At 70.6% G+C, this 17483-nt stretch carries 19 protein-coding genes; 11 read left to right on the top strand and 8 right to left on the bottom strand.

The window, feature by feature from the left end:
* Nucleotides 1–10: 10 nt before the first annotated feature.
* The 3 genes from serS (at nt 11) to ADL15_RS15230 (ending at nt 2981) form a co-directional block, all read left to right on the top strand.
* Nucleotides 11–1270: a serine--tRNA ligase gene (gene serS, locus ADL15_RS15240; protein WP_067690346.1), complete on the top strand. Its 1260-nt coding sequence runs from the start codon at nt 11–13 to the stop codon at nt 1268–1270.
* Between the two features lie 107 nt (nt 1271–1377).
* Nucleotides 1378–2190 carry an HAD family hydrolase gene (locus ADL15_RS15235; protein ID WP_067690343.1) on the top strand — a complete coding sequence of 271 codons (813 nt, stop codon included), beginning with the start codon at nt 1378–1380 and terminating at the stop codon, nt 2188–2190.
* Nucleotides 2190–2981 (top strand): Cof-type HAD-IIB family hydrolase, encoded by a 792-nt coding sequence (locus ADL15_RS15230; protein WP_067690340.1) that lies wholly within the window; start codon nt 2190–2192, stop codon nt 2979–2981. Before ADL15_RS15235 ends, ADL15_RS15230 begins: the two co-directional genes overlap by 1 nt.
* Before the next feature lie 62 nt (nt 2982–3043).
* Here ADL15_RS15230 and ADL15_RS55315 read toward each other — a convergent pair whose 3' ends face one another.
* The 3 genes from ADL15_RS55315 to ddaH form a co-directional block, all read right to left on the bottom strand.
* A complete protein-coding gene (locus tag ADL15_RS55315) occupies nt 3044–4957 on the bottom strand; it encodes an FG-GAP repeat domain-containing protein (protein WP_067690337.1) in 1914 nt (637 codons plus the stop codon).
* Between the two features lie 265 nt (nt 4958–5222).
* Nucleotides 5223–5762: a bacterial proteasome activator family protein gene (locus ADL15_RS15220; RefSeq protein ID WP_067690334.1), complete on the bottom strand. Its 540-nt coding sequence runs from the start codon at nt 5760–5762 to the stop codon at nt 5223–5225.
* Between the two features lie 41 nt (nt 5763–5803).
* Nucleotides 5804–6634: a dimethylargininase gene (gene ddaH / locus ADL15_RS15215; protein WP_083971281.1), complete on the bottom strand. Its 831-nt coding sequence runs from the start codon at nt 6632–6634 to the stop codon at nt 5804–5806.
* Between the two features lie 68 nt (nt 6635–6702).
* Between ddaH and ADL15_RS15210 the strand changes: the two genes are divergently transcribed.
* Nucleotides 6703–7173 (top strand): Lrp/AsnC family transcriptional regulator, encoded by a 471-nt coding sequence (locus ADL15_RS15210; protein ID WP_067690328.1) that lies wholly within the window; start codon nt 6703–6705, stop codon nt 7171–7173.
* Here the strand turns inward: ADL15_RS15210 and ADL15_RS15205 are convergent, their stop codons facing one another.
* The 3 genes from ADL15_RS15205 to mobA form a co-directional block, all read right to left on the bottom strand.
* Entirely contained in the window at nt 7174–8259 is a 1086-nt protein-coding gene (locus ADL15_RS15205; protein WP_067690325.1) for a T3SS (YopN, CesT) and YbjN peptide-binding chaperone 1, read from the bottom strand. It abuts the gene before it with no gap.
* Nucleotides 8260–8329: 70 nt separating this feature from the next.
* Nucleotides 8330–8659 (bottom strand): DUF6457 domain-containing protein, encoded by a 330-nt coding sequence (locus ADL15_RS15200; RefSeq protein WP_067690933.1) that lies wholly within the window; start codon nt 8657–8659, stop codon nt 8330–8332.
* On the bottom strand, nt 8656–9255 hold the full coding sequence (gene mobA / locus ADL15_RS15195; protein WP_232344111.1) for a molybdenum cofactor guanylyltransferase: 600 nt from the start codon (nt 9253–9255) through the stop codon (nt 8656–8658). Before mobA ends, ADL15_RS15200 begins: the two co-directional genes overlap by 4 nt.
* A gap of 185 nt (nt 9256–9440) precedes the next feature.
* Between mobA and fdhD the strand changes: the two genes are divergently transcribed.
* Together fdhD and ADL15_RS15185 are read left to right on the top strand one after the other, a co-directional pair.
* Nucleotides 9441–10271: a formate dehydrogenase accessory sulfurtransferase FdhD gene (fdhD, locus tag ADL15_RS15190; RefSeq protein ID WP_067690319.1), complete on the top strand. Its 831-nt coding sequence runs from the start codon at nt 9441–9443 to the stop codon at nt 10269–10271.
* Between the two features lie 71 nt (nt 10272–10342).
* On the top strand, nt 10343–11992 hold the full coding sequence (locus ADL15_RS15185) for an alkaline phosphatase D family protein (protein ID WP_067690315.1): 1650 nt from the start codon (nt 10343–10345) through the stop codon (nt 11990–11992).
* Between the two features lie 41 nt (nt 11993–12033).
* Here ADL15_RS15185 and ADL15_RS15180 read toward each other — a convergent pair whose 3' ends face one another.
* A complete protein-coding gene (locus ADL15_RS15180; protein ID WP_067690930.1) occupies nt 12034–13050 on the bottom strand; it encodes a DUF4192 domain-containing protein in 1017 nt (338 codons plus the stop codon).
* A 79-nt stretch (nt 13051–13129) separates the two neighbouring features.
* Nucleotides 13130–13633, bottom strand: a complete 504-nt coding sequence (locus ADL15_RS15175; RefSeq protein WP_067690312.1) for a GNAT family N-acetyltransferase — start codon at nt 13631–13633, stop codon at nt 13130–13132.
* Nucleotides 13634–13689: 56 nt separating this feature from the next.
* Here ADL15_RS15175 and ADL15_RS15170 point away from each other — a divergent pair, with 56 nt between their 5' ends.
* The 5 genes from ADL15_RS15170 to ADL15_RS15150 all read left to right on the top strand — a co-directional run.
* Complete coding sequence (locus ADL15_RS15170; RefSeq protein WP_067690309.1) at nt 13690–14568, top strand: fructosamine kinase family protein; 879 nt, start codon at nt 13690–13692, stop codon at nt 14566–14568.
* A 178-nt stretch (nt 14569–14746) separates the two neighbouring features.
* Nucleotides 14747–15763: a GTP 3',8-cyclase MoaA gene (gene moaA / locus ADL15_RS15165; protein WP_157441375.1), complete on the top strand. Its 1017-nt coding sequence runs from the start codon at nt 14747–14749 to the stop codon at nt 15761–15763.
* A 3-nt stretch (nt 15764–15766) separates the two neighbouring features.
* A complete protein-coding gene (locus tag ADL15_RS15160) occupies nt 15767–16006 on the top strand; it encodes a MoaD/ThiS family protein (protein ID WP_067690302.1) in 240 nt (79 codons plus the stop codon).
* A 337-nt stretch (nt 16007–16343) separates the two neighbouring features.
* Nucleotides 16344–16913, top strand: coding sequence for a DUF6939 family protein (locus tag ADL15_RS15155; protein WP_067690299.1), 570 nt, complete (start codon nt 16344–16346; stop codon nt 16911–16913).
* Nucleotides 16914–17108: 195 nt separating this feature from the next.
* Nucleotides 17109–17483, top strand: a 375-nt coding sequence (locus ADL15_RS15150) for a 4a-hydroxytetrahydrobiopterin dehydratase (protein WP_232344110.1), incomplete at its 3' end; no start/stop codon positions are given.

The raw sequence follows: 17483 nt of genomic DNA, 5'->3' as shown, positions 1-17483 counted from the left end.
CTCGACAACCGTGATTGACCTGCGTCTGCTTCGCGAAGATCCGGAACTGATCCGCGCCAGCCAGCGGCTACGTGGCGAGTCCACCGAGTTGGTGGACTCACTGCTGCGTGCCGACGAGGAGCGGCGGGCCGCCACCCAGCGGTTCGAGGCGCTCCGGGCGGAGCAGCGGTCCATCGGCAAACAGGTCGCCAAAGCCTCCGGCGACGAGCGTGCCGCCCTGCTGGCCCGCACCAAGGACCTGTCGCAGGAGGTGAAAGCGGCCGAGGCCGCCAACAACGAGGCCGACCAGGCCCTGCGCGCCGCGCACCTGGCGGTGCCGAACGTGGTGCAGGGCGCCCCGCCCGGCGGCGAGGACGACTTCATCGTGCTGCGCACGGTCGGCGACCTGCCCGAGATCGAGAAACCGCTCGACCACCTGGAGATCGGTGAGGCGCTGCGCGCGATCGACACCGAGCGCGGCGCGAAGGTGTCCGGTTCGCGGTTCTACTTCCTGACCGGTGTCGGTGCGCTGCTCCAGCTCGGCATGCTCCAACTGGCGATCCAGCAGGCAGTGGAGCACGGCTTCACCCCGACGATCACGCCGACCCTGGTCCGCCCGGAGGCGATGGAGGGCACCGGCTATCTCGGTGCGCACGCCAGCGAGGTCTACCACCTGCCGGCCGACGACCTCTACCTGGTCGGCACGTCGGAGGTCGCGCTCGCGGCGTACCACTCCAACGAGATCATCGACCTGAGCAACGGGCCGGCCCGGTTCGCCGGCTGGTCGTCGTGTTACCGGCGCGAGGCCGGCTCGCACGGCAAGGACGTCCGCGGCATCCTGCGGGTCCACCAGTTCGACAAGGTCGAGATGTATTCGTTCTGCAAGCCGGAGGACGCGACCGAGGAGCACCAGCGCCTGCTCGCGATGGAGGAGGAGATGCTGGCCAAGGTCGAGATCCCGTACCGGGTGATCGACGTGGCGGCCGGCGACCTCGGCACCAGCGCGGTCCGCAAGTTCGACTGCGAGGCCTGGGTGCCGTCGCAGAGCCGGTACCGCGAGGTCACCTCGACGTCGAACACCACCACGTTCCAGGCCCGCCGGCTCAACGTGCGGTACCGCGACGAGGACGGCAAACCGCAGACCGCGGCGACGCTGAACGGCACCCTCGCCACCACCCGCTGGCTGATTCCGATCCTGGAGAACCACCAGCTGCCGGACGGCTCGGTACGCGTCCCGAAGGCGCTGCAGCCGTTCCTCGGTGGCCGGGAGATCCTCGAACCCAGCCGCTAACGATCTCGACATCGCCCGGTCACCAATTGTCATAGCAGCTGGTGGCCGGGCCGGTGTAACGTTCTCCTTCCGCCCTCCGCGGGGGTTTCACACCCTCGGAGGTTCCGATGCTCAAGCCCGGGCTCCCCAAGCTGATCGCCACCGATCTCGATGGCACGCTGGTCCGCAGCGATGACACGGTTTCCGCGTACACCCACGACGTTCTGGACCGGGTCCGGTCGGCCGGCATCCGGATCGTCGCCGCCACCGGGCGCGGTCCCCGGCTCACGTCGCTGACCCGCAACGACATCCGGGTCGCCGACTACCTGGTGCTCGCACAGGGCGGCTGGGTGCTCGACCAGGCCGAGGGGCGCTATCTGCGCCAGGCCCGGCTGCCCGGCTACGCGGTCGCCGACGTGCTGGCCCGGATCGAGACGATCACCGGCCCGCTGTCGGTGATGTACGAGGCGCTGGAGCACGACGACTCCCCGCTCTGGGGTGACTTCGACCCGACCTGGCGCTACCCGGTCACCGTCGAGGCGCGCACCCGGGCCGAGTGCCTGACCGGCGACGTGATCAAGGCGTTCGCCCGGTCGTTCCGGCTGCACGTGGACGAGCTGCTCGCGGTCGCCCGCCGGGTGGTGCCGGCCGACGTCGCCACGGTCACCCAGGCCGGCCTGGACTACGTGGAGATCTGCCCGGCGCAGGTCGACAAGGGCACCGGTCTCGCGGTGGTCGCCGAGGCGGTCGGCGTCGATCCGGCGGACGTTCTGGTCTTCGGCGACATGCCCAACGACCTGCCGATGTTCGGCTGGGCCGGGTGGAGCCGGGTGGCCGTCGCGAACGCGCATCCGGAGCTGCTGGCGGTCGCCGACGAGGTGACGCTGACCAATGACGAGGACGGCGTGGCCGTCTACCTGGACCGGCTATTGTCGAGGTGATGGCACCTTTCGGCTTGGTCGCGACCGATATTGACGGCACTCTGATCAACAACGAGCGGCTGCTCAGCCAGCGGACCATCAGCACGCTGGCCGCGGTCGGAGTTCCGGTGGTCCTGGTGACCGGCCGGCCGCTGCGCTGGCTCGAGCAGCTCAACGAGCAGCTGCCGGTGCCGCTGCCGGCGGTCTGCGCGAACGGTGCGGTGGTCTACGACCCGCACACCGACGAGGTGCTGCGCGCCGACCCGCTCTCCTCCGGCCTGCTGACCGACGTCATCCGCCGGCTGCGCGACGCGGTGCCGGACATCTCGCTGGCGGTGGAGGTCGAGGACGGCCGTTCGTTCCTGCACGAGCCGACCTGGCCGCTGCGCTGGACCGATCCCCGGGTGCGGGTGATCGGCTCGCCGGACGAGCTGACCTCGGTGCCCGCGGTGAAGCTGCTGGCCCGCTCGGCGACCGCCGACCCGGACGACTTTCTGGACCTGGTCAGCACGTCGCTCGGCGGTGTCGCCGAGGCGACCCGCTCGTCGTCGTCGGCACTCGTGGAGATCTCGGCGGCCGGCGTGACCAAGGCGGCCGGTCTGGCCTGGCTCTGCGAGCGCGAGGGGATCACCGCCGACCAGGTGGTGGCGTTCGGCGACATGCCCAACGACATCCCGATGCTGACCTGGGCGGGTCACGCCGTGGCGATGGGCAACGCCCACCCGGCGGTCCGCGCGGTCGCCGACGAGATCACCGAAACCAACGACAACGACGGCGTCGCGGTCTACCTGGAGAAGGTCTTCGGCCTCTAGCGGCCTCCGGACGTGCCGGGAGGCCGGCCGACGTGTGCCGGCCGGCCCCTCGATCAGGTGTGTCAGCTGGTGGTCGCCGGGTTGCTGGCGGCCGGGGTGTCGGCGCAACCGCCGTACTTGGTGCCACCCTTGATCTGGGTGCCGGTCCGGCTGCTGCTGATCCACCAGCTCGAACCGGTGGAGCAGTCCCGGCGGTAGAGGGCGAGGTCGGTGTACCCGTCGCCGTCGTAGTCGCCGGGCGCCGGGATGTCCTTGCACCCGCCGTACTTGTAAGTGCCCTTGATCTGGGTCCCGGTCTTGATGTTCTTGATGTTCCAGACCGAGCCGTTGGTGCAGTCCGGGCGGTAGAGCGCCAGGTCGTCGCGCCCGTCGTTGTCGTAGTCACCGGGCGCCGGGACGTCCGCGCAGCCGCCGTACTTGTGGCTGCCGAGGACCTGGGTGCCGGTCTTGACGTTCTTGATGTTCCAGAGCGAGCCGTTGGTGCAGTCCCGCCGGTACAGCGCGAGCTCGGTGCGCCCGTCGCCGTCGTAGTCGCCCGGCGCCGGGATGTCGGTGCAGCCGCCGTACTTCGAGCCGCCGACGATCTGGTTGCCGGTCCGGCTGCTCAGGATCCACCAGCTCGATCCGTTGGTGCAGTCCGGGCGGTAGAGGGCCAGGTCGGTCCAGCCGTCACCGTCGTAGTCGCCGGGGGCCGGGATGTCGTGGCAACCGCCGTACCGGTAGGTGCCCTTGAGCTGCTTGCCGGTGTGCAGGTTCTTGATGTTCCAGACCGAGCCGTTGGTGCAGTCCTGGCGGTAGAGCGCAAGGTCGGTGTAGCCGTCGCCGTCGTAGTCACCCGACGCGGTGAGGTCCTTGCAGCCGCCGTACTCGTGGCCGCCGACCAGCTGGGTGCCGGTCTTGCCGCTGCTCGCCCACCAGTTCGAGCCGGTGGAGCAGTCCTTGCGGTAGAGGGCGAGGTCGCTGTACTTGTCCTTGTCGAGGTCGGCCGCCACGTGCGGGGTCGGCGCGGGGCTGCCGCCACCGCCCTCGCCGTCCTCGTCGTCCGGGATGCCGCCACCGCCACCGATGCCACCGGAGTCCGCCGGGATCACGTCACAGACCTGCGCGGACGGGCCGGTGGTCTGCTTGCTCCAGCTGTGTCCGGCGGATCCGAAGGTGATCTCGGGCCCGGCCGGGGTGATGTTCAGGTTGGAGATCGTCGTGCTGTCCCAGGTGTGCACGTAGTCCGGGAACAGTTTGGCGTTCGTGCAACTGCCGTTGAGCAGGTCGAAGCCGACGACGATGGTGCCGTTGAACAGGTTCAGGTCGAGGGTGCTGTAGTCGCCCGGCGTGTAGTTGCAGACGCCGCTGTCGTACGCGACGTTGCGGGCCTTGTCCTGCCAGGTGTAGCCGACGCCGTTCTCGTTCGCGACCGCCGGCGGGCCGATGTCGATGGTGTCGTAGTTGCCGTCCGAGGAGTCCAGCGCGTTGTCACCCCACGCCGTGGCGCTCTCGCTGACGACCTGGAACTCACCGCCCGCGATGCGGACCAGGACGCTGTCCCAGCCACCGATCTTGTTGTCGAAGCAGCCGGTCCACGACTCCTCGGTGCCGTAGCTGTGGTCGTTCCACTTCCAGTTGACGATGCCGTAGTACGTCTTCATGACGTTGTCGTAGAGCAGCGACATGTTGTTCCACGACACCGAGGCGTCACCGGAGCTGAACGGCGTGATCCCCTGCGTGCCGATCGGGTTGATGCACCAGTCGGACGACAGCTTCGCGGTGACCTGTGCCTCGGTCTTCCCGGTCTGCCGCATCTCGCGGACCAGTGCGGCGACCCGGTCCGCGGAGGTGGAGAGGTTGAGCGAGTCGGCCGGCCGGTTCGCGCAGGCGCTCGTGCTGGGCGCCGGAGCGGCCCCGACGGGGGACGCCGGCGCGACGACGGCCAGGGGCACGGCGGCGACGACAGCCGACGCCAGCCATAGACGGATCTTCATGGACACCCTTCGGAGACATCGATGTGGATGATCTTCGATGAGTGACGCTAACAGCGGCGCAGTGGCTGATCTTTACGGTGAAAAGTTACCTGCCGGAATAGCCGCGGAACGCGCGGTAACCGGGGCGTTACGCAAAAAACCGTAACCGAACTGAGCAGGGCCGCGACTCGCGTCGCGGCCCTGAGCTGCGCGAACGTCGCGCGGGCGAGCCGGGGACTCGGCTTGTAGCCTCCGCCGGGGACTCGCTGTTCGTACAAAATGGGGTTTAAAGGTATTGGCCTGTCGGGCTTTCGGCCTTGCCCGGGATGCCCATCGGGAGCGCCGGGCGGCCCTGACCACCGCGCATCTGCTCGAGCTGGAGGCGGGCGGCCATCTGCTGGGCGACGAGCGCGGCCTGGATGCCGTGGAAGAGGCCTTCCAGCCAGCCGACCAGCTGGGCCTGCGCGATCCGCAGCTCGGCCTCGCTCGGCGGGGTCTCGCCCTCGAACGGCAGCGACAGCCGCTCCAGCTCCTCGCGCAGCTCCGGGGCCAGTCCGTCTTCCAGCTCCTTGATCGAGCGCTCGTGGATCTCCCGGAGCCGGCTGCGGCTGGCCTCGTCGATCGGAGCGGCCCGCACCTCCTCGAGCAGCTGCTTGATCATGCTGCCGATGCGCATGACCTTCGCCGGCTGCTCGATGAGGTTGCCCGGCTCTTCCGGACTCATCGTGCCGTCTTGCTCCATGGTGCCCAGTGGGCGGCCATCGGGGCCCACGACGATGACGGAGCCGTCTTCCTTGTGCTCATTGGTTCGGGAGTCGTCGGTCATGTTTCCATCTTTGCGCACCGGCTCTCGCGCAGCCCGTACGGTCAGGCCCGCAATTCGGCGACGGCACACTTCACGCTGCCGCCACCGCGCTTCAGCTCGGAAAGATCCACGTGCACGGGCTGATATCCGGCATCCCGGACCTTGTGTCCCATCCCCACCGCGTCAGTGTTCAAGATCACGTGGCGGCCGTCGCTGACCAGATTCAGGCCGAACGCCTCGGCGTCGGCCCGGTCGGCGAGCACCGCGTCCGGGAACAGTTGGGCGAGCACCCGCTGCGAGGCCGCCGAGAACGCGGCCGGGTAGTACGTGACGTGCCGGTCGTCGAGCGCCGCCAGCGCGGTGTCCAGGTGGTAGAACGCCGGATCGACGAGCCGCAGCGAGATCACCGGGCGGCCCAGCACCTCCTGCGCCTCGGCGTGCGCGGCCGGATCGGTACGGAAGCCGTAGCCGGCCAGCACGATCCCGCCGTACGCCGCGGGCAGGTACGCGAAGTCGCCCTCACCCTCGTTGACGTGCTGCGGAGCAACGAACTTCCACGCGCTGTCGGTGTCGTAGAACGCTTGATGGGCGCTCGCCTCGTCGGCCCGCTGCGGGTAGAGGAAGCGTGCGCCGTAAACCGTGCCGTCCACCGAGAAAGCGCCGTTCGCCGAGTAGACCATGTCCGGCAGGCCCGGCCGGGCGTCGAGCACGTGCACCAGGTGACCGAGATTGACCAGGGTGGTGCGTAGCGACTCCCACTGCGTGAGCGCTCGGGCGGCGTCCACCGCGACGGTGGTGTCCATCCACGGGTTGATCGCGTACTCGACCGTGAAATGCTCCGGGGGACACATTAAATATGTCCGCGTTCGCGGCAATCGCTCCAGGTGGCTCATGAGGTTTTAGCGTAGGTAGGCTGCGGTGCAGCAAACAGCTCGAAATCTTGCTCCTCGGAGGCGAATCGTTGCAGATGGACGCCGTCGACCAGCGAATCATTGCGTTGCTCGTGGCCGACGCCCGAGCCTCGTACGCGGAGATCGGCGCCCGGGTCTCGCTCTCCGCTCCGGCGGTGAAGCGCCGGGTGGACCGGCTCCGCACCGTCGGGGTGATCAAGGGATTCACCGCGGTCATCGAACCGAGCTCACTCGGGTGGACCACCGAGGCCTTCGTCGAGCTGTTCTGCACCGGGCGGACCACGCCGGCGCAGATCACGGTGGCGACCCGGCGGCATCCGGAAGTGGTCGGCGCCTACACGGTCTCCGGGCAGGCCGACGCCCTGGTGCACCTGCGAGCGGCCGATATCGGTCACCTCGAGCAGGCGTTGGAGCGGCTGCGCGCCGAGCCGTTCGTGACCTCGACGCGCAGCATGGTGGTGCTGTCCCGGCTGGTGGAGACGGCCACCGCGGTGCCCGCCCTGCCAGACAAGCCGCTCTAGCTAGAGATACATCCCCGGGCGGTGGTCGTCGCCGTTGTTCTTCGGGGTGACCGGCTTGTCGCCCTCGCCGAAGAACCGTTTGCCGCCGAACTCACCGTGCAGCCGGTCGTCGAGCTCGTCGGCCAGACCCGTCATCACCTGCACCGCGAGCATCAGGTGGGTCGCCTGGAAATTGCGGCCGAAGACCGGGATGGACGCCCACACGGTGTCCTGCGCGACGTAGAGCCGGCCGATCGGCATCCGGTTGGTCAGCTCGGACAGCTTCACGTAGAGCTGCTCGGTCGGCTCGACCTCGGTCAGGATCGGCGAGAACACGTCGACGAGCGGCGGGTTGTCCCGGACCCGGACGAAGACCATCGCCGAGCCGGCCCGGATGCCGACGTCGCCGTCCGCGTCGACCTGGAGCTGGTCGACGGTGGTCTTCGACATGGTGGCGATCACCGTGCGGACCCGCTCGTCGAGCGGCACCAGCTCCTCGGTGCCGGCCATCGCCTCGGCCAGGGCCTTGTCGTCGTCCAGCTCGCTCAGGTCCAGCCCGCTGCTGTCCAGGCCGGGCTCGGGCCGCGCGGTGGCCAGCGGACCGGCCTCGATCGGCTCGTCCTCCTCGTCGTGCACGAGGTAGACCAGGAAGGCCGGGTGCGGGGCGCCGTAGACGTCACGCAGCGTCCGGGAGACCGCGGTGGCCAGCTGCTTGCCCTTGTCCTGCTCGGTGCGGACCCCGAAGAAGTCACCGGAGCCGGGCAGCACCCCGGGCGGCGACCAGCCGAGCGCCACCATGTCGGCGACGGCGGCGCGGTCCATCCGGAACTCGGCCGGCAGCGCGGCGTTGCCCACCGCGAGCGCCTCGATCACGCCGTCCGGCAGGATCCGGATGCTGACCGAATAGATCGCCGAGCCGGTGCCGGACGCGGTCGGGTCGAGGGTGAGGTCGACCTGCGCACCCGAGGGCAGGCCGGACAGCATGCCGGCCAGCGCGCCGGCGAACTCCCGCCATGCATCGGTGACTTTGGCCCGCAGGTCAGCCGTGGTCGGTTCGTCGAGCAACACGCCTTCGGGACTGTCGCCCGCTGTGCCTTCTGCCGTCATGATCGCACCTCCTGCCGTCACCCTATCGAGCGCGAGCGGGGCGCGAACGCCCTCTCCGGGTGTGCGGTTGCTACTCCGCCTTCGGCGGGCTCTGCGCGGCGTCCGGATCCACGTCCGGCTCTGCTTTCGGCTCTTTTTTTGGCTCCACGTCCGGCTCTGCTTTCGGCTCTGCGTTCGGCCATGCCAGGGCGAGGCCGCTGATGCGCGCGGCCGCCTCGGCCGGATCCAGACCGCGGCCCACCGCAAGACCCATGAGGTACGCGGTGACCGGCGCCCCGGGCCGCAGCACGTTGTGTGCCACATCACGCGCCACGTCGAGCACCGAGGTCACCGGAACGTCCCCGGGGGACACGCCGAGCTCGGCCCCGGCCGCAGCGACCCACCTGTCCAGCTCGTTCATCGCGCCCACTCCTCGGCGGTGCGCAGGTCGTCGTCGGTGTCACAGTCGAACCACGGCGGCGGGCCGGGACGGCGCCAGGACACCTCGGCGACCCGGAGCAGGTCCACGAGTTCACGGACCGACGCGCCGTGCAGGCCACCCCGCTCGGTGGCGAGCCGGTCGATCGCCGCACGCAGCGCGGCGGTGCGCCACACCCCGCAGAGAATCTGCCGACGCCCCTCGGCATCCCGGTAGACCGCGCCCTCCATCGGCGCCGACTCCATCGTCAGCCGCAGCACGTCGATCGCCTCACCGGTCAGGAACGGCAGGTCAGCGGCGAGCAGCGCGGTGTACGCGATGGTCGGCGGCACCAGCGCCAGCCCGGCCGCGGCGGCCGCGACCGGCCCGCCACCGGGCGGGTCCTCGCGGGTCACGTGCACCGGAACCGGCAGGTCAGCGGAGACTCGGCCGACCACCACACGCGGGTCCGCGTCGTGCACCGCGGCAAGCACCCTGGTCAGCATGGACTGGCCGGCGACAGCAAGCGTCGGCTTGTCCGCACCGCCCATTCGCCGAGCCGCACCACCGGCCAGGACCACCGCCGCAAATCCCCCCACGTGAGTACCGTATCCCGACCGGGTGTCAGACGTGAGCACGCGCTCAGACCGCGGGCGCTTTCCGGCCCGCCGAAGACCGCTCGTGCGGGCCCTCAAAAGCCGCCTTTCGGCCGTCGCGCGGGCCGCCGGAAGGCGCTTTCCGGCCGGCGCCCGGGCTTTCACCATCCCGACGTAGGCTCGCGTTCATGGGGCGGAGCACAACGCGGCGGCCAGTGGTCCGGATCGATCTCGGCGCGCCGTCCGGCGAGGTCCGGCGGCGGCCCGACGAGCTCGCCGCCGAGGAGCCGCTGGAGATCCGGGTGCGCAAGCAGCCGCTCGCGGTCACCATGCGCACCCCGGGCCACGACATCGACCTGGCGATGGGCTTCCTGCTCAGCGAAGGCATGATCCACGCCGCCGAGGACGTGACCACCGCGCAGCTCTGCGCCGGGACGGACACGCCGAACACGTACAACGTGGTGGACATCGTGCTCGGCGCGCACGTGCCGCCGCCGGAGACCGACGTCAGCCGGAACTTCTACACCACCAGCTCGTGCGGCGTCTGCGGCAAGGCCAGCATCGACGCCGTGCGGACCCGCTCACGGTACGACGTGACCGCCGACCCGCTGCGGGTCCCGGCCACCACCCTGGCCGAGCTGCCCGACCGGCTCCGGGCCGTGCAGCGCACCTTCGACCGGACCGGCGGCCTGCACGCGGCCGGGCTGTTCACCGCCGCCGGTGAGCTGCTGGTGGTCCGCGAGGACGTGGGCCGGCACAACGCGGTCGACAAGGTGATCGGCTGGGCGCTGCGCGAGGGCCGGCTGCCGCTGACCGGGCACGTGCTGATGGTGTCCGGGCGGGCCAGTTTCGAGCTGACCCAGAAGGCGTGGATGGCCGGGCTGCCGATGCTGGCCGCGGTCTCGGCGCCGAGCACGCTCGCCGCCGAGCTGGCCGACGAGGCCGGGATGACACTTGTCGGCTTCCTGCGCGGCCAGACGATGAACGTCTACGCGGGAGCGGAACGCGTCACGCTCTGACCACGCGACATTCCCATGCTGGCCACCCACCGTATCCATTTGTTTTCATCTATGCCCGTGAGGCTGCGGGCATGCCGATATCTCGTCGCACCCTGCTGCTGAGCTCCGCTGTCGGCGCTGCCGGCGCCACCACCTTGTGGCCACTGGCGGCCGGCGCCGCGCCGTACCGGGGCCCGCTGCGGTCCGATCCGTTCACCCTGGGCGTCGCGTCCGGCGACCCGGAGCCGGACGGGTTTGTGCTCTGGACCCGGCTCGCCGTCGACCCGCTCGCCGAGGACGGGCTGGGCGGCATGCCGGACCGGGCGATCCGGGTCGGCTGGGAGCTCGCCGCCGACGAGCGCTTCCACCGGGTGATCCGGCGCGGCGCGATCCTGGCCCGGCCGGGATCCGCGCACGCCGTCCACGTGGAACTGGACGGGCTGTCGCCGGGTCGGGAGTTCTTCTACCGCTTCCACGCCGAGCGCTACACGTCCCCGACCGGGCGGACCCGCACCACACCGCCGCACTGGGCCACCCCGGCCAGCCTGGCCATGTCGTTCGTCTCCTGCTCGCAGTACGAGCACGGGTACTTCACCGCGTACCGCCGGCTGGCCGAGGACGAGCCGGAGCTGATCCTGCACCTGGGCGACTACCAGTACGAATACCAGGCCGGCACGTACGTGGCGCCGGGCGGCAACCCCCGTGACCACCAGGGCCCGGAGACGGTCACCCTGGCCAACTACCGGCAGCGGCACGCCCAGTACAAGACCGACCCGGACCTGCAGGCCGCCCACGCGGTCGCGCCGTGGGCGGTGGTCTTCGACGACCACGAGATCGAGAACAACTGGGCCGACGAGGTGCCCGAGCAGCCCGACCCGAACTTCCCGGCGCGCCGGGCGGCCGCGTTCCAGGCGTACTACGAGAACATGCCGCTGCGCCGGACCTCGATCCCGCGCGGCATCGACATGCAGCTCTACCGGCGGATCCGGTGGGGCCGGCTGGCCACCTTCCACCTGCTCGACACCCGGCAGTTCCGCGACGACCAGGGCTGCGGCGACGGCTACAAGGACTGCCCGGCGGCCTACGACCCGGCCCGCTCGATCACCGGGGCCGAGCAGGAGGCCTGGCTGCTGGACGGCTTCCACCGGTCGTCGGCCCGCTGGGACGTCCTCGGCCAGCAGGTGTTCTTCGGGCAGCGGGACAACAACGCCGGCCCGGCCGAGGTGGTCAGCATGGACTCGTGGGACGGCTATCAGGCGTCCCGGCAGCGGATCACCCAGGGCTGGGTGGACGCCGGGGTGCGCAACCCGGTGGTGCTCACCGGGGACGTGCACGCGCACTGGGCCGACGAGCTGAAGCTCGACTACGACGACCCGACCTCGCGGACGGTGGGCACCGAGCTGGTCTGCTCGTCGATCACGTCGACCGGCGACGGCGTCGACGTGCCGAGCGGGACCCACCCGTGGACGGCCTGGAACCCGCACCTGAAGTTCTACAACAACCAGCGCGGGTACGTCCGTACGACGATCACCCCGGACGCGATGACCGCGGACTTCGTGGTGCTGCCGTACGTCAGCCGGCCGGGAGCGCCCGCGCACACCAGGGCCAGCTTCGTGATCGAGGACCGGGTGCCCGGCCTCACCAAGATCGCCGACAGCCCGACGCCGGGGGCGGGTCTGCGCGCCGAGGGGTCCGCCGATCTCGGGGCGGAGACCGTACGCCAGGAAACCGAACGTCCCTGATGCCGGTGCCGGCCGGGTCACCACCCGGCCGGCCACCGTCGTCATCGGGCGCGCCGGGATCGCCGCAGTGCCCGGGACGATCTCATCAGGTGCGGCGGCAGCCCGTGGGCCAGCACCTGGTGCAGCAGCCCGGCCAGGCGGTGCTGCGGCTCCTCGGCCAGCGCCCGGTCGACCGCGACCCGGGCCAGGGCGCCCCGGCCGGCCTGCCACGCGGTGATGCCGAGCAGGCAGGCGGGCGGGGCCACGTACGCCGGGTCGACCCGGCGCAGCACGTCGATCCAGAGCCGGATCCGCCACTCGTGGGGATCGGTGCGGTTCAGCGCGTAGTCCTGGACCGACCGCTCCACCAGCAGCACGCTCAGCCAGGCGGTCTCGTCCGGGCTCAGCGTGCCGCCGTTGCGGTAGGTCTTCTCCGCGGCTCGGAGCGCGGCCTGGCCGTTCTGCTTGACCAGTTGCCCGAGCCGGGCCGCGCTCAGGTCGTCGGCCATCAGGTCGGTGAAGCGATGCCGGGCCCGTTCGGTGGCCCGGCCCATCTCGGCCCGCTCGGCGCCGTCCACCGCGGCCACCTGCGCGATCAGCTCCTCCCGGCTGGGCAGCGCGACCTGGCCGCGGAACGTGGCCTCGGCGGCGATCACGCTGTCCGCGGGCAGGCAGGGCCGGCCCTCCGGGGGACAGCACTGGTCGTCGGCGCAGACCAGCGACCGCCATCGGCCTTCGTACACCCCGATGGCGTCGAGCACGCTCAGGTTCTTCTGGTTCAGGGCCTCGCCGCATTGCGCCAGCGCCGCCATGACCGGGGCCGGGCGGCCGTACCCGATCACCACGAGGTCCTTGGCGCCCTGCCGGGCGATCGCGGCGGCGACCGAGGCGGCGGATGCCCGGGCCTCCTCGACGGTCCAGTCCGGCGGAGGCAGGTTGTGGCAGACGGCGAATTCCACCCGCTTGCCGGCCAGGCCGACCACGGCCAGGCTGTCGCTCGGGTGGTAGCCCAGCAGGTACGGCACGATGGCGATGAGTTCGTCCGGCCTGCGGACGACGAGGGAACGGTCAGGTGTCATGCCGGGCAGCGTGGCCCGGCTCACCGGCTCGGCGACATGCCCGATCCTCGGCCTGTGGACAACTCGTCCACAGGCTGGCCTAGTTTCGGAACGGCAGACCCTGCAGCTCCAGGCCTTCCTCCTGCCAGGCGTGGGCGTGCCGGTCCAGGTCCATGGTCAGCTCGATCGAGGAGACCACGTCGTACCCGGCGGCGTGCAGGCTGCGGATCGCCTCGACGTTCCGCGAGGCGGGCGAGATGGTCAGCGACAGCATGTTCCGCTTCTTGGCCTCGGTGGCGACGTGCTGCAGCAGCGTGCGCCCCACACCCTTGTGCCGGTGGGTGATCGTGACGATCACCGGTTCGACCTCGCCGGCCCGGGCCCGCATGATCAGCCCGACCATCCCGATCACTCCGTCGTCGGCGTGGTCGGCGACCCACAGGCCGCTCAGGTCGAGCCGGGTCAGGTACTCCTCGAAGCCGGCGCCACCGTCGTCGTCGGTCTCGCCGTACATCTCGTGCTGCTGCCGGGTCAGCTCGGTCCACAACCGACGGCCCGCGGCATGGTCACTCGGGCGATACGAACGCACTGCGACAGGGCCCATGCCGACATTTTGCCTGCGAATGGAGACATCCGTCACCGGAAGTGGAAGATAACCGGGTGGACATGGCGTACCTGCGCGCGCATCCCGAGCACCTACCGACATTTCTCACCCATCAACGGATCCGCGAGACGCCGGTGCATCGCGGCGTGTGCACGGCGTCCCGGCTGACCCTTGACGACGGGACGTCACTGTTCGCGAAGACGTGGCCGGCCGGGGATGCTCCGGCCGGGCTGTTCGCCGCGGAGGCGGAGGGGCTGCGCTGGTTGCGGGCGAGCGGCGCGGTACCCGTACCGGAAATTTTGGTGACCCTGCCCCGGATGATCGCGATGGAATGGGTCGAACCTGGCGACGCCGGCCGTCAGGCCGCGGAGGATTTGGGGCGCGGCCTCGCCGCGCTGCACCGCAGTGGCGCGGAAAGTTTCGGGGCCCCTTGGCCCGGCTGGATCGGACCGCTGCCGCTCGACAACACCCCCTGCCCCGGGCCGTGGTCCACCTGGTTCGCCGAACGCCGCCTGCTCCCCTACCTGCGGATCTCCGCGGATCAAGGCGCGCTCTCCGGCGCCGACACCGCGCTGGTCGAGGAGGTCGTCAAGACCATTGATCGGTACGCGGTGGAAGAGCCGCCCGCGCGCCTGCACGGTGACCTGTGGCCGGGCAACGTGCTGTGGGGTGCGGACGGGCGGGCGTGGCTGGTCGACCCGGCCGCGCACGGCGGGCACCGGGAGACCGACCTGGCGACGCTGGCGCTGTTCGGCGGGGTCCCGCACCTCGACGTGATCCTCGACGCGTATCGGGCGGAGTGGCCGCTGGCCGCGGGGTGGCGGAGTCGGGTGCCGCTGCATCAGCTGCACTTGTTGCTGGTGCATACGGCGGCTTTCGGCGCCGGGTATCGGGGGGCCGTGGTGGCGGCGGCCGAAGCCGTCCTGCGGAGCTGAGCGCCGTCGGCGTCGCAGGGTGGCCCGTCATGCGCTTTCCGGTCCGTCTTTCGTGTCGCTTCCCGGGTTGTTCCTTCGTGTCGTTGTCCACAGGGCGATATCAGCGGCGGCAGTCGGGGCCCGGAGCGGCTAGATTCGATGTTGTGAGTAGGACCGGGAGATCAGCCGAGCGGGCCGGGTGGCGGCCGTGATCGCGCTTGCCGATCGGTTCGGCCGTGTCGCGACCGACCTGCGGGTCTCGCTCACCGACCGCTGCAACCTGCGGTGCACCTACTGCATGCCCGCCGAGGGCCTGGCCTGGATGCCGCAGCCCGAGCAGCTCACCGACGACGAGGTGATCCGGCTGGTCCGGATCGCGGTGGAGCAGCTCGGCGTCACCGGGGTCCGGTTCACCGGCGGCGAGCCGCTGATCCGGCGCGGGCTGGTCGGCATCATCGCCGCGACGGCCCAGCTCAACCCACGGCCCAAGATGTCGGTCACCACCAACGGCATCGGGCTCGAGCGGCTCGCCCCCGCCCTGCGGGACGCCGGACTCGACCGGGTCAACGTCTCCCTCGACACTCTCGACCCAGACCGATTTCGTACGCTGACGCGCCGCGACCGGCACGCCGACGTCCTGCTCGGCCTGCGCGCCTCGGCCGAGGCCGGGCTGACTCCCGTGAAGATCAACACGGTCCTGATGCGCGGGGTCAACGACGACGAGGCGCCGGCCCTGCTGCGGTTCGCGCTGGAGCACGGCTACCAGCTGCGGTTCATCGAGCAGATGCCGCTGGACGCCCAGCACCAGTGGGATCGTCACGCCATGGTCACCGCCGACGAGATCCTCGCCGCGCTCACACCCTTCGATCTCCAGCCCGACGATGTTTCACGTGGAACGGCTCCGGCCGAGACCTGGCTCGTCCCGGGCCACGTCGACGCGGCGGGCGAATCGGCCCGGGTCGGCGTGATCGGCAGCGTCACCAGGCCGTTCTGCGGCGACTGCGACCGCACCCGCCTGACCGCCGACGGCCAGATCCGCAACTGCCTCTTCGCCACCGAGGAGAGCGACCTGCGCAAGCTGCTCCGCGACGGCGCGCCGGACACCGAGATCGCCGAGGCCTGGCGGGTCGCCATGTTCGGCAAGCGAGCCGGCCACGGCATCGACGACCCGTCCTTCCTGCAGCCGGCCCGCCCCATGTCCGCCATCGGAGGCTGACCGTTGCTGACCATCCACTACTTCGCCGGCGCCCGAGCGGCGGCCGGGGTGGCCACCGAGGAGGTGGCCGCCCAGTCCCTGGAGGAGCTGACCCAGCACCTCACCGACCGCCACGGCGAACGACTCGGCCTGATCCTCAAAGCCGCAAGCTTCCTGGTAGACGGCCTAACCTGCCACAACCGCCAAGCACCCCTACCGACCGACGCAACCGTCGACATCCTGCCCCCCTTCGCCGGCGGCTAGACCAAATCCGACCCCGCCCCGACGCGGCGCGGCCCGACGCGGTCCGATGCGGCCCAATGGGGCCCGGCGCGGCCCGATGCGGCGCGGCCCGGCGGGGGCCCTGCGCGGCAGGGCTCGGCTCGGCACAGCCCAGTGCAGTCGGCACGGCACAGCTTGCCGCGCTCGGCAGCAAGGCGGTGCCGGAGCCTCCCGTTGCCGGGGCAGCAAGGCGGTGCCGAAGCTTCTGGTTTTGTCGTACCCCTCGGGCAGGATCCGTGTCGATCGGAGGTGGCTTCCGTTCGGTCCGCGATGGCGGCCGGCCATCTCTGGATTCGGGATGGCACGGGGGTGGGGCGGGATGTTCGTTCGAGTGGCGAGTCGCCGGCGAAAACCGGAGTCGGTGCAGGCCGAGTTTCCGGGTGCGACGGTGCTCGACGTGACGTCCCGGGCGGCTGAGCCGTGGGTCCGGCTGAGCCCGTTCTTTCCACACGGGGACATCCCGGTGCCGTTCACCCCGGGCACGGTCAGCGCCTCGGTGGAGGGCGTCTGGCAGGCGCTGAAGGTCTTCGAGCAAGCCGACGTCGACCCGGCAAAACTGACTGTCACCTCGATGACCGGCCTGAAACGAACGGTCCGCCGCTTCGGCCCGGTCCGCGGCCATCGAGCCGGTCTGCACGGGCAAGAGCTGCTGCCCTACGAAACGGCCCGCCGCCTCATCTACCTCCCGACCTACCGCTGGGTCCTCGAACACCGCACCACCGACCTGATCGACCAGATCCGCCAGCACGCCGACGAGGGCGTGGTCCTGCTCGACTACACCACCAACAACGACCCAGCAGACCCGACGAGCCCCCTCTCTCACGCCGCCCTGATCGCCCACCACATCACCGGCACGTGGCCATCCGAGCAGCCCCCAGCCCCGGCCTGATCCCCATCGGCCCTCCGAACTGGCGCCGCTCTTCCCGCCGGCACACATGATCATCAGCTGACGACTCGGTGGGGCTCATCGCACTGGCCCACGCGGCTGGGCGGATTGGGCGGGATGCGTAGCGGGAACAAGCGGCGGACTGTGCCCGGTCTCGCGGCGAGTGCACGACAACGAGCGACAAAGGAGATCAACGTGGTGCGCGTGGTAAGTCGGGCGGAGGCCTCGGAGGCCGTCCTCGAGCTGGGGTGGCGATACCTCCTAGGCGCCCTGCAGACCGTTGTCCCGATCGGCTCGCTGAGCGCCGGCATCGAAGTGATCGCCCGAGCCGTCGCAGCCTGCGGCACCTCCGCCGACGGCCACCTGCGAGTCGACCTACGCCCGGACCGGGTCATCCTCACCCTGCAGACCCTCAAGCTGGCAGCGCTCACCAGCCGCGACGTCGCCCTGGCCCAACAGATCTCCGCCGCCCTGACCGAAATCGGCCACCAAACAGCACCCGGCACCCCATCAGGCAACCCGCAACCCCCGGCGGCGCACGACACAAACGGCCAACGTGGCGGTGGCGGTGGC

Origin of the sequence: Actinoplanes awajinensis subsp. mycoplanecinus (genome assembly GCF_001509495.1) — a bacterium.
GTDB classification, from domain to species: Bacteria; Actinomycetota; Actinomycetes; order Mycobacteriales; family Micromonosporaceae; genus Actinoplanes; species Actinoplanes palleronii.
This window is presented reverse-complemented; position numbering and strand designations above follow the sequence as displayed.